General features: G+C 46.1%; 4 protein-coding genes and 2 pseudogenes. All 6 read left to right on the forward strand.

The window, feature by feature from the left end; translation table 11 throughout:
- Window positions 1-244: 244 nt before the first annotated feature.
- On the forward strand, window positions 245-4657 hold the full coding sequence (locus tag FRX57_RS01155) for an SspB-related isopeptide-forming adhesin (RefSeq protein WP_146565820.1): 4413 nt from the start codon (window positions 245-247) through the stop codon (window positions 4655-4657).
- Window positions 4650-4796, forward strand: a pseudogene (locus tag FRX57_RS07575) (calcium-binding protein); the annotation flags it as partial. The gene FRX57_RS01155 and the pseudogene FRX57_RS07575, both read left to right, overlap by 8 nt.
- 587 nt (window positions 4797-5383) lie before the next feature.
- Window positions 5384-12355 (forward strand): annotated as a pseudogene (locus FRX57_RS01170) (DEAD/DEAH box helicase family protein).
- A 68-nt stretch (window positions 12356-12423) separates the two neighbouring features.
- Complete coding sequence (locus FRX57_RS01175) at window positions 12424-12729, forward strand: DUF5962 family protein (protein WP_146565824.1); 306 nt, start codon at window positions 12424-12426, stop codon at window positions 12727-12729.
- 1 nt (window position 12730) lies between these two features.
- Window positions 12731-13030: a DUF5966 family protein gene (locus FRX57_RS01180; RefSeq protein WP_146565826.1), complete on the forward strand. Its 300-nt coding sequence runs from the start codon at window positions 12731-12733 to the stop codon at window positions 13028-13030.
- A gap of 101 nt (window positions 13031-13131) precedes the next feature.
- Window positions 13132-13776 carry a hypothetical protein gene (locus FRX57_RS01185; RefSeq protein ID WP_146565828.1) on the forward strand — a complete coding sequence of 215 codons (645 nt, stop codon included), beginning with the start codon at window positions 13132-13134 and terminating at the stop codon, window positions 13774-13776.
- Window positions 13777-13799: the final 23 nt, after the last annotated feature.

Below are 13799 nucleotides of genomic sequence, written 5' to 3' on the forward strand. Positions count from 1 at the left end.
TCCTTAAATATTGAATCAATTCCTCAAAATTCAGATATTGAACTTTCAAAAAATGAGGTTTTTGATATCCTGCAAGACTTCCTCACAAAATAATTTTTCCTTTATGTGACATAATAATACTGCCATCCACAATTGTGGGTGGTTTTTTGCCGTGATAAAATAAGCAAATCCTTCTTGGTATGATTGGGCAAGATTAGCCAATTCTTCTGGCAATCAACCAAATAATACCATAAAGGAGTGTCCCATGACCCTACCCATTCAAGTGAAACCAATTATTACCCAAGAAAAGGGTGAGAAACATGTCTTTCGTAAAAGTAAGAAATACCGTACGCTTTGTTCTGTTGCACTAGGAACAGTCGCAACAGCTGTCATTGCTCTAGGTGGCGGGGTTGCTCAGGCAGATGAGTTAGCCACGACACCAGTTGAAACTTCCATTGTTCTGACGGATAATCCAGCGACCAACCTTCCTGAAGCCCAGCCTATTGAGACAGTGGAGCATAACACTAGCCTTTCGGAAACAGGAAAATCCCAAGGAACCATGCCTGTGACTATTGATGAGACACCACTAAAGCAGGCAATCAATGACGCTAAGGCAGAGGGGGTGACGATTACACCAGGTCAGGACATGGACCTTGGAACTACCCAGACAGCTGAAGAAACCAGTCAAGGCCTTGACACCGCTAAGGCTGATATGGATAAGCAGGTATCCGAGCTGAAAGATGTGACAGCTAAGTACCAGTCAGATAAGGCAGATCATGCGGCGGAAGTGGCACGGATTGAAGGAGAGAACGAAACTCTGAAAACCAGTCATAAACAAGCAGAAGACGTGGCGAAAAACCTTGAGAAGGACGTCAATGCTAGTGTTTCTGATTTGACCAAGCGTTTTTCAAATGTCAAGGTAAGGGTGACGGATAAGACCATCACATCAGGCGATGGCACATCTCCCGAAGCCTATGAGAGCTATACCAAACTGGTCAAAGGCGTTAGTGAGCAGAACCAAGCTGCTATCGACACCTATGTGACTAAAAAAACGGAAGCTGACGCTCAAACGGCTAAAAACAAACAAATCGAAGCTGAAAACGTAGCTGGTTTAGCCAAGGCAAAAGAAGATAATGAGGCTATTACCAAGCGGAATCAAGCAGGTCAGGCGGCGATTGATGAGGAAAATCGCCGTGGTCAAGCAGCGGTGGACCAGGCAAATAAGGACAAGCAAGCTCAAGTAAGCAATCGTCAAGCAGAGATTGAAGCCATCAAAAAACGCAATGCCCAGAAGCAAGCTGAAGCTGATGCGACCAACAAGGCCAATGAAGCCTACAATGCTTCTGAAAAAGCTCGCTATGACCGAGAACTGGCTGAAATTCAAAAGGGTGAAGAGGGCTACATTTCAGAAGCCCTTGCCCAGGCTCTTGACCTCAATCGTGGGGAACCCCAAGCCCAGCACGGAGCAGCGACTCGCAATCCCGATCACATAATTAGCACGGGAGATGCCATGTTGGGAGGCTATAGTCGGATTCTTGATTCGACAGGCTTCTTTGTCTATGACCAATTTCGGACAGGGGAGACCTTGCGGTTCAACTATTCCAACCTTCAAAACGCTAGTTTTGCGGGCAAGAAGATTACAGGTGTGACTTATGACATCACCAACCTTGTTTCGCCTGCAGGCACCAATAGCGTGACGTTGGTTGTTCCTAATGACCCGACAGAAGGCTTTATTGCCTATCGTGGAGACGGGACGGGCGACTGGCGAAATGACAAGATGGAATTTCGAGTAGACGCCAAGTACACCCTAGCTGACGGCAGTCAAGTGACCTTCTCCAAGGAGCAGCCAGGTGTCTTTACCCACTCGTCACTCAACCATAACAACATCGGACTAGAGTATGTTAAGGATTCATCGGGTAAATTTGTCCCTATCAATGGGTCAACTGTTCAGGTCACGGATGAAGGTCTAGCACGGTCGCTGGGTTCTAACCGGGCTCATGAGATTGGTACACCTGAAGAGTGGGACACGACCTCCAGCCGCTATGCTTATAAGGGGGCGATTGTCTCAACGGTGACTTCAGGAAATACTTACCGAGTAACCTTTGGTCAGGGGGATATGCCCACTCAGGTGGGAGGTAAGACCTATTGGTTTGCCCTCAATACCCTGCCTGTGGCACGAACCGTCCGACCGTACACACCAAAACCCTTGGTCAAACCTAACCTTGACCCTGTTCCAGAACCCTTAACCTACACCCCGTCTGTCTATAAGCCAAAGACCTTTACCCCGGAACCTCTAGTAACTTTCACCCCAAAACCGACTACCCCTGTTGAGGAGCCAAATTTGGCACTGGTGAAAGTGGCTTTACCGACCCAACCCGTCTTTGAAAAAATGCCTACGCCACCGACTGTTCCAAACGTTCAGGTTCATGGTTATCGTCTAGCTACTAAGCCAGGTATCCATAAGGACGTGGAAAATAGTGACCGTGTGTCTATTGACAAGAGTTTAGTTGCTAAGGCATCTCCCGTCAACTATCCTTTGGAAGTGGGGAATCTATCCCCAAATCGTATCACGACAACTAGCCTCATCTTTGAGGATTACTTGCCAGCAGGTTATGTCCTGAATGAAACGACAACCAAAGAACAGAACACGGCTTATGACCTTGCTTATGATCGTTCTAAGCACCTGGTTCGCTTGACAGCTAAAGATAGTCTCTTGTCTGAAGTCAATAAGGACTTAGCGAAGAGCTATCGCCTGATAGCTCCTGTTTTGTACGGTACGGTGGTCAATGATGGTGCGACTTACACTAACACTTACAAGCTCATCATCAATCAGGGAACACCAACCGCCTACACCGTCACTTCAAACCCTGTGACGGTTCGGACACCTGGTGATGGAACCACAACGACCTTGATTACACCAAATAAGACCAACAAAAACAGTGATGGTGTTGTTATCAATGGTCAGGCCATGCTTGTTGGTTCAAAAAACTTCTATACCTTGTCTTGGGATTTGGACCAGTACAAGGGGATTGTGGCGACTCAAGATGCTATTGCCAAGGGTTTTTACGTTGTGGACGATTACCCAGAAGAAGCCCTAGAGATTGACACCAAGGCTATTCAGATTTTAACACCAGACGGTCAGACGGTAAGGGATATTCTGGTAGAGACCTATCAGAACTTGGAAGAGGTACCAACGAGTTTGAAAGAAGCCTTGTTGGCCAAGAAAATCTCACCAAAAGGAGCTTTCCAAGTCTTTCGTCCTAAAGACAATGAGGCTTTCTATGAGACTTATGTCAAGACCGGTCAATCTCTAACTATTATTGACCCTATGACCGTCAAGGACAGCCTTTATAACTCGGGTCAGACCTATACCAATAAAGCCTATCAAGTTGATTTTGGATTGGCCTACGAGACGGAAGACGTATCCAACTTCATTCCGATTGTTACGCCTAAAAAATCCAACACCACTGACAAGGGTGTGACCATTGATGGGAAGACGGTCTTACCTGATACCGTTAATTACTACAAGATTGTCATGGATTACAGTGCCTATAAGGGCATGTCTGCGACCAAAGACCAGATTGCCAAAGGTTTCTTTATGGTGGACGATTACCCAGAAGAGGCCTTGGAGCTAAATCCAGAAGGAATTCAGGTGATTGATGGTCAAGGGCAAGCAGTCAAGGGCTTATCCGTTAAGGTGTACGCTTCTCTAAGTGAAGCACCAAAGACGGTTCAAGATGCCATGGCAGGTAGGGGATTTGTGCCTAAAGGAGCCATTCAAGTCTTTACGGCAGATGATCCACAGACCTTTTATGACACCTATGTCAAGACAGGTCAGACCTTGGTTGTGACCAATCCCATGACCATTAAAAAAGATTTGGTAAAAACGGGTGGAGATTATGCCAATACGGCCTATCAGATTGATTTTGGACTGGCTTATGTAACAGAAACGATTGTCAATAATGCGCCAAAACTCGACCCTAAAAAAGATGTGGTCATTGACCTATCTCACAAGGACCAAAGTTTGGACGGTAAAGAAATTCCCCTCAATCAGGTCTTTACCTATCGTCTTCAAGGCGCACATATTCCAGCCAATCGTGCGACAGCTCTTACAGCGTATAGCTTTAGTGATGATTACGATGAAACCCATGACCAGTATGACGGTGTTTATCAGGCTTACCTGATGACGGACGTGACCTTGGCAGATGGGACAGTCCTAAAATCGGGGACAGAAGTGACCAAGTACACGCTTCAAACGGTTGATACCACATCTGGTCAAGTGTCTATTTCCTTTGATAGGGCTTTTCTGACCAGCATTTCAGACGATTCCACCTTCCAAGCAGATATCTACCTTCAGATGAAACGGATTGCGGCTGGGGAAGTGGAAAATACCTTTAGCCATATGGTTAATGGGGTTACCATTACCTCTAATACAGTTAAAACGACGACCCCTGAGCCGGTAATCCCACCGACACCTCCTACTCCAAAATCAGAAGTGCCAGGAACTCCAATTCCAACACCAGTTCCTCCACAAACACCAGGTCCAGTTGCTAGTCTCCCACAAACAGGAGAGGCGACTTCCCTTCTTGGTCTGGTTGGTGGCGGCCTGATGTTAGGATTAGCTTATGGGGCGTACCGTAAGAAGGGAGACGTAGAAAGTGAGGATAGCCATGCCTAAGACCTTTTACACCCAAGACAGTGACCGAGACGGTCTCACAGATGCCCAGGAACTGGCTTTAGGAACCAATCCCTTAAGCCCTGATTCTGATGGCGATGGGGTAGCTGATTTGGCAGAAATCCTATCAGGTCGCACTCCAACATTCCAAGAGATGAGACAGGTTATGCAGCACTTTTTGGACCAAGATACGTCAGCCTTTACTAAGGCAGTCATGAGTGTGGAGACCCAAATCACCAGTCAAACCTTTCTGAATGACCTCTATGCTTACTATATGGCGACAGACAACATTTATCTGTTGGATGAGCAACTGCGATTGGTTGCGGATGAGCAGAGTGAGGTGATTAGGCAAGACCTGACCCGACTACTAGATAACCTCTACCGAACAGGGGATGGGAATGAGTTTATCTCAGAGGTCTTCCAAGGTCGGTCGTCTACTTATTTGGTGTTGTCTGATGGTTGGGAATTGGGCAACTTTGACCCCTATAGTTTGGAGACTTTAGATGATTTGATTCGCCACCAGCTGGATGCAGATAGTGACGATTACTTTGGGGACTTGGTTCATCTCGCTCTTGCCCAAGACAAGTTGGATAGTCGTTCCCAGTTCTTACAAAGCTACATGGCAGACTTGGCAAGACCTCAAGTAGACGCACAGCGAGAGCTGTCTATGACCGACTGAGAGCTTTCTCAGTCCTTTTTGACTAAAGAAAATCAAAGGAGAACTACTAGATGAATACACAAGCCATCAGCCACCGCCTCCGTCAGCATCAACACCAAGATTTGGCCATTAAGGAGGCTTTTTTACGCTTTCAAGCCCACCATTTTGATAAGCCTTGGGAAAGGCTTTTGGAAACCTTTATCGAGCAGGAAGGTCATGTTCCCTTTTTCCCAACTCCCTACGATGTGAGTGAGGAGCTAGTTGCCTTTCTGAGCCAAGGAGACCAACCTTTTGAACATTTGGGCGCTTATGCTTATCATTTCGCTCAGGCTGGTTTACGGCAAATCCCTCAACTTACCCCTTTTGAAAAAGATATGGTGGTATTGGTTGCGACCTATAATCTTGCCGTTTATTGTCAACTTCTAGACCAACAGGGAAGCTATCACGGTGTCTCACTGAAGCGTTTGGTGTCGCAAATGGAACAGGTGGATTTTATCAATGTGTCTAAGGTGGCTAACAACCTAGCAGACCGCATTAGCCGAGACCTTGATTTGTTTATTTTGAACTATGAAGCCCCAACTACCCCAAAGCCAGAACTAACCTTTGAAACCACTGACCAAGATCTGGTTGCCCATTACGGTCAACCGGTGGCCAGGTTAGATAAGACGAGTTTACTTGTGGCGCACTTGCCAGCCTATCAGGACTTGCCCTTGGGCATTAAAGCAGAGATCATTACTCAGTTCGACCAGAAAAAAGCAGAGCTCAGTCAGGTGAATCAGGAAGAAACCGTCAGATTTGAAGAAGTTGATAATGTGGTAACGGCCTATTTGACCAATCAAGCTGAACCACTCTCTTCTTATGACCGTCGCTTAGGCAAGAGCCAGCACTATGAGGCCTATGAACACTTGAACCTAACCCAAAAGTTTGCCATTTTAAGCCACTACGATGAATTAGCCAAACTAGAGCGACCGTTACAATTTCGTTTGGGTGACTTTGATGAGGAACGCAGGCAAACCCCCATCTATGAAGGGGAGACGATTTTTACCTATCTGGAAGCGGATGGGTCGGCAGATGAATTGGCTAGAGAGCCAGGTTCTCAGGAACTAGCAGAATTGGTAGACCTCAGTCGTCAGCTCTTGGCGAGAAACTACCAGCTTTTAGAGGAAGCTGGTTTCCCTATTGAGGACTTTCCAGAGAGTAGCCGAGGGGTCTTGTTAGATGCGGTTGGGAAATACCGTTTGCCCAAGGAAGAGTTGCTTTATTTAGGGTAGTACTCTCATGCCACGGTCAATCAATTGAGGCTTGCGGTTGAATTGATTGATCAGGGATTAGACAGAGATAGCGTTACATTTTTCCTTGAGAGCAGCCTCTCTTATGAGCGTTTGGTCTTTGTGGCCAATTGCATGACCAAAGATGGGCTGAAGCTAGAGGAGGCCAAAATCTTTGAGCGAATGGCTCAAGCAGAGCCAGACAAGGCGTCTCGTTTATTATTGGAAGAACTTCAGGCTAGAGAACAGGAAACTCCTTTTGATGATAGCCTGTCAGAACTCAAGGAAGAGGTTCAAAAGACGTATCCTCTGGGAAGTTTAGCCAGTTATGGTGAACATCTGTTTGAGGTCGCAGATATTAGGGAAGACCAGGGGCAGATTAGGGTTGCGTTAGCTGCTTTACCCGATGATGATGTGCTAGACAGTCCTGTATTTTATGTCGGCTCGCTTGGTGCATTGGAAAAGAGCCAACTTGTTTATCGGCCAGAAAAGTCAGAGGCTTTTAAAGAAAGTAATGACTTTGCAGTAATAAAGGATTCTGATGACATCGACCTCTTTTCTTTCCTAGATGACAGTCAAACAGACCCCACTTCAGACAAAGGTCCTGCAGAAAGAACGGAGGCTCCAAAAGACCAAGCGGTTATTCAAGACGAGCCTAGTGTGCTTGAAAAGGAGCCTGAGCTAGTTAAGGTTGAGCCTGTTCAGAATTTTGCCTTTCCAGAGGACTTGACCGATTTTTACCCTAAAGGGACACGGGCTAAGGTGGAAGCCAATCTTGCGGCAATCCGTCTCGTTAAAGAACTAGACAAGTCTGGGCGGCAGGCAAGCCCACCTGAACAGGAGATATTAGCCAAGTATGTCGGCTGGGGCGGTCTAGCCAATAGTTTTTTTGACGACTACAATCCTCAGTTTGAGATAGAACGGGCAGAGCTAAAGAGATTGGTGTCTGATAAGGAATACTCCGATATGAAGCAGAGTTCTCTGACTGCTTACTATACCGACCCAGCTATTGTGAGAGCTATGTGGGATAAGTTGGTCGCAGATGGGTTTACAGGCGGACGGGTGCTGGATCCGTCTATGGGAACAGGGAATTTCTTTGCGGCTATGCCAGCCCAGTTGAGAGACACCTGTGAGTTATATGGCGTGGAGTTGGATGGTATTACGGGAGCTATTGCTAAATAGCTTCACCCTAGTGCCACCATTTTTGTCCAAGGTTTTGAAGATGTGCCCTTTCAGGCGGATAGTTTTGATTTGGTCATCTCCAATATTCCCTTTGGCAATTTTAGGATTGCGGACAACCGTTATGACAAGCCTTATATGATCCATGACTACTTTATCAAAAAGTCGCTGGATTTGGTTCATGACGCTGGTCAGGTAGCGGTCATTTCCTCAACAGGAACCATGGACAAGCAGGTAGACAATGTCTTACAGGACATCAAGGCTACCACTCAGTTCTCGGGTGGGGTTCGTCTGCCTGATTCAGCCTTTAAGGCTATTGCAGGAACCAATGTGACAACGGACATTCTCTTCTTCCAAAAGGATTTGAACAAGAGAGCATTGACAGATGACCTTGCTTTTTTGGGAAGCAAGCGGTATGCCAAGGACGACCGTATTTGGCTCAATCCCTACTTTGACGGTGAGAATAATTCCCAAGTTTTGGGAACTTATGAGGTTAAAAATTTTAACGGTGGAACCTTGTCCTTGAAGGGAAGCGGACAGGACTTAGTGCTAGAGTTGAATGAGGCTTTGAAGCAGGTTACTCTTCCACAAGTTAAGGACAACATCTTTATCCAGTCTCAAGTCCTGATGGAGAAAAACGTTGACAAGACCATTCCGCAAGCCATTTGGGATAGCCTTGAACGCTATAGTTTCGGCTATGAGGGGGACACGATTTACTACCGGGACCGTGAAGGCATTCGAGTAGGGGCTAAGACAGAGGAAATCAGCTACTATGTCACAGAAGCTGGGGACTTTGTAGCTTGGGATGCCAAGCACTCTCAAGCAGCTATTGAGCGTTTTGTGGCCTTGAACATGACCGATGAGACAGCCGTTGATGTTTATCTATCCAAAGAGGCGACGAAGACGGGCAGACACAAGGGACTTTTTAAGAAAACGGTCTTCTATGAGGGAACTTTGTCTGATAAGGAGGTTGCCCGTATCAAGGGCATGGTCAACCTTCGCAACACCTATCAGGAGATGATTGACCTCCAGCGGGACTATGATTATGACCGTGAGGTCTTTGAAGGCTTGCTTGGTGACTTAAACAACCAGTATGACCGCTTTGTCAGACGGCATGGTTACCTCAATAGTAACGTCAACCGCAATCTATTTGATAGTGATGATAAGTATTCTCTTCTAGCTAGTCTGGAAGATGAATACATTGACCCTGTGGACAAGAAGGTCAAGTATAAGAAGTCCTTGGCTTTTGAGAAAGCCTTGGTGCGACCAGACCGTATTCTCAAAGCCGTCAATACGGCTCAGGATGCCCTCAATGCCAGTCTGGCAGATGGTCGTGGGGTGGATATTGCCTTTATGATGTCTCTTTATCCAGGCAAAACAGAAGGTGATGTGATTGAGGAATTAGGGGATTTGGTTCTGTTGGACCCTGCTTATGCCCTTTTAGGAAAAGCAGTCTATGTCTCTCGTCAGGATTTTCTATCAGGCGATATTTTAACCAAGCTTGACCAGGTGGATTTGCTTCAAAAAGAAGATAATAACTTGGCAGACTGGAGGCACTACCAGACTTTACTTGAGGCTGTTAAGCCCCGTCAAATTGGCTTGGCAGATATTGCCTACCGCATTGGCTCTCGTTGGATTCCAACCGAAGTTTATGGCCAGTTTGCCTATACGGTTCTTCTGGGTGAGGAGAGACCCTTAGACGACCCAAGCCTAACTGAGGTGATTGAGGTTAGTCCGATTGATGGGACCTATACTCTATCTAAGGTATTTACTAATCGTCCTGTTTCTGCACAGGAATATACTTTAGGGGTTAAGGGCTCACGTTATGATAGTGGACGAAAGGTTTTTGAGAACCTGCTTAATTCCAATCAGCCTACTATTACACAGACGGTCAAAGAGGGTGATAAGCAAAAGCAGGTGACGGATGCCGAAAGAACTAGCCTATTGCGGAGTAGGGAAGCGGATATGCAGGGACTTTTCCAGGACTTTGTTTTGTCCTCCCCAGAAGTTCAGACCTTGATTGCGGACACCTACAATAGCCTGTATAACCGAACGGTGTCAAAAACCTATGATGGCAGCCATCTGGTCATTGATGGCTTGGCTCAAAATATCACCTTACGTCCTCACCAGAAAAATGCCATTCAACGCATCGTGGAGGAAAAGCGAGCCCTTTTGGCTCATGAAGTAGGTTCAGGAAAGACCTTGACCATGCTTGGAGCAGGGTTTAAGTTGAAAGAGTTGGGGGTGGTCAATAAACCACTCTATGTTGTCCCTTCTAGTTTGACCGCTCAATTTGGCCAGGAAATCCTCAAGTTTTTCCCGACCAAGAAAGTTTTTGTGACGACCAAGAAGGACTTTGTCAAATCTCGCCGGAAGCAGTTTGTCTCACGTATTATCACAGGAGAATATGATGCCATTGTTATCGGTGATAGCCAGTTTGAGAAAATTCCCATGAGTAAGGCCAAACAAGAAGCCTATATTCTGGATAAGCTGAGCCAGATGCGTGAGATTTACTTGAATAGTGAGAATGACTACACAGTCAAGGAATCCGAGCGAGCCATTCGCTCTCTGGAAGAACGCTTAGAAGAACTTCAAAAATTAGATAGGGATAGCTTTATCGAGTTTGAGAACTTAGGGATTGACTGCCTCTTTGTGGACGAAGCCCACCATTTCAAGAATATCCGCCCCATCACAGGCTTAGGTAACGTAGCAGGGATTACCAATATCACAGCCAAGAAGAACGTGGACATGGAGATGAAGGTGCGGCAAGTCCAGTCAGAACATGATAATCGTCACGTCATCTTTGCGACAGGGACACCAGTCTCTAATTCCATCAGCGAACTCTACACTATGATGAACTATGTCCAGCCAGATGTGCTGGAGCGGTATCAGGTGGCACACTTTGATTCTTGGGTAGGAGCTTTTGGCCAGATTGAGAATTCAATGGAACTGTCTCCAACGGGAGATAAGTACCAGCCTAAGAAACGCTTTAAGAAATTTGTCAACCTGCCTGAACTCATGCGGATTTATAAGGAAACAGCTGATATTCAAACTTCAGATATGTTGGACTTACCTGTGCCAGAGTCAAGGATTATCCCCGTAGAGAGTGAGTTGACGGATAGTCAGCGTTACTACCTAGAGGAGCTGGTGGCACGGTCTGAGGACATCAAAAACGGTCTGGTAGAGCCGACTGTGGACAACATGTTAAAGATAACTGGCGAAGCTAGAAAACTAGCCATTGACATGCGATTGATTGCCCCTGCCTACAAGCTGTCAGACAGTCAAAAACTTCTTCAGGTGGTGGATAATGTGGAGCGGATTTATCGGGAAAATATGGTGACAGAAAGTACCCAGATGATATTTTCAGATATTGGGACACCCAAGAAAGATGGAACTGTTTTTGACATCTATAACGAATTGAAGAACCTCTTGGTCGAGCGTGGGATTTCAGCCAACCAGATTGCCTTTGTCCATGATGCCAATACTGACGACAAGAAGAATAGTCTATCTCGTCAGGTCAATAGTGGTGAGGTGCGGATTCTCATGGCCTCAACGGAAAAAGGGGGAACAGGTCTCAACGTTCAAGCCAAGATGAAAGCTGTCCATCATTTAGACGTGCCTTGGCGACCAAGTGATATTGTCCAGCGAAATGGTCGGCTGATTCGTCAGGGAAACCAGCACCAAGAAGTAGATATTTATCACTACATTACTAAAGGGAGTTTTGACAACTACCTCTGGCAGACCCAAGAGAATAAGCTCAAGTACATCACGCAAATTATGACCTCTAAAGAGCCTGTTCGGGCGGCAGAAGACATTGATGAGCAGACCATGACCGCCTCTGATTTCAAGGCTTTGGCTACGGGCAATCCCTTTCTTAAACTCAAGATGGAGCTAGAAAATGAGTTGGGGCTTTTGGACAATGAACGGCGTGCCTTTGAGCGAACTAAAGACGATTACCGTCAAACCATACGGGTGGCGGAGCGAGATTTGCCGGTTATGGAGAAACGCCTTAGTCTTTATGACCAGGACATTGAGCGGTCAAAAAATAGTAAAGGCAAGGATTTTGTCATGTCCTTTGGTAGCCAAACCTACACCGAAAAAGGCGAGGCAGGGGAGTACCTACACCAACTGATTCGTCAGAACCGCTCAGAAACCAAGGAACTCCGGACGCTTGCCCACTACCGAGGCTTTGCCTTGAAGGTGACAACCAGAAGCATGACTGAACCTGTTCCTGAACTGGTCACCTTAAGGGTCGTCGGAGATAATCAGTATTCGGTTAGTCTGGATTTGAAATCCCCTATTGGTATCCTCCAGCGGATTAACAATGTGATTGACGACATTGAAAAGGACAAAGAAACAACCGAGGCTTTGGCCAAGACCATGAGGGATAAGGCAGCCGTTGCCAAGGAACAGATTGAGAGGGTCTTTAGTAAGGAAGAACATTATCAAAACCTTAAAGCCCAATACGATGTTCTTTCACCCCTGATTGAAGCAGGGGAGCCTATAGAGGTCATTGAAGAAGCCCTAGCTCCCTTTCTTAATCCGCCCAATCAGCAAGAAATCGTCCTTGACGACCAACTTTCTTTGGACATTTAGCAGCAATGAGCTGACAAAAGGAATGGAACGCGGTAAACTAATGGTAGAAGAAGAAAAGGAGAACCATCATGACAGACCAATTTGAAAACATGAAACACCAACTAGATAACCTTTTGAGTGAGGGGTTCAGTACATCTGACCAGTACGAGGCTTATCGTGACTTGAAAGCCCAATACGAGACAGCCACAGGTGATGTGAGTTTTTCCATCCGTGAGGTCACGGGTCAATTAGAGGTTATCATGACCAATCGTGAGACCTTCTTCCCAGACCTCGATGAGGGGACACGGGTAGAGTATTGGGACTTGGTTGAACGACTGGAGGAGCTGGACAACACTAAGGCGACGTACTATCGCAGACAGCTAGGGGAGGCATAAGATGTTTGAAGAGTTAGGGCAAATTATTCTCATTCTCATCGCTATTGGAGGGATTCTTCTCCTACTTTACCGCTTGTTTCTGGCGGCGACAGGCTTATTGCTCATTGGAGGAGGTCTCTTTCTAGCCTTTATGGAGGTTTATGGTCTTTACCTGTTGTTTACTGAAACAGACCTCTTTGTCAGAGATTTTCAGACCAATGGCTGGCTCAGTTTTCCGACCTTTTTTGTCGGGATAAATGTCTTGTTGGCTGGATTATTGGTTAAAAAAATAAGCAAACGATTTACAAAACGCCTCGCTTAACCCCACATTTGGACACCTTCGGGTGTCCTTTTTTCTGTGATAAAATCCCCAATCTCCTCATGGTATGCTTGGTCTATCACTATAGAAAAGAGGAAAAACAGATGATTGATAAAACCAAGCAGATTGTCCTAGTGAGTGTAGCCAGTCTTGCTTTACTAGCCTTTGTCTCGACTATGGGCTATAGCTTAGGTAAGCAAAGTGTGACCAATGAGACCAGGGCGGCTATCAAGCAGGAGGCTAAGAAACTACAAGATGAACAGACAAAAAAAGAGAAAGCCAGTCAGCTATCTCAAGAGAGCGTTGAGGCGTTTCTCCGTCACTACTTTACCAAGAAACAACTGGGCGAAAATAACAAGCGTATCAAGCCTTATTTGACGGATTCAGCCTACCGTGAAGAATTGACTCGCCAAGAAGATACCCTCCAGCAGGTCTACAAGGACTATATCTTGGATTATCAGTATCAGGAGGCCGATATTTACCTCAATCATGCTTCAAATGAGGTCTTAGCCGAGGTGTCTTATACAGTGACCTACGTTCCAGACTTGGAACAAAAAGACAAGGCTCAGACCAATCAAGTGGAGAAACGCCTCTTACGCTTGACCTACACCAAACTGGGAGATAAGCTCTTGGTCAACCATCTTCAAACCTATTCGACAGATTTATCAGAAGCTCTTACTCAAGCACAAAAGACGACACCAGAGCCAGAAGCGATTCCTGAATTGCCAGTTTCAACCACAACACCCTAAGTAGAAGGCCAGCCTTCTGCTTA

This window comes from Streptococcus cuniculipharyngis (assembly GCF_007859195.1).
In the GTDB taxonomy this organism is placed as follows: domain Bacteria; phylum Bacillota; class Bacilli; order Lactobacillales; family Streptococcaceae; genus Streptococcus; species Streptococcus cuniculipharyngis.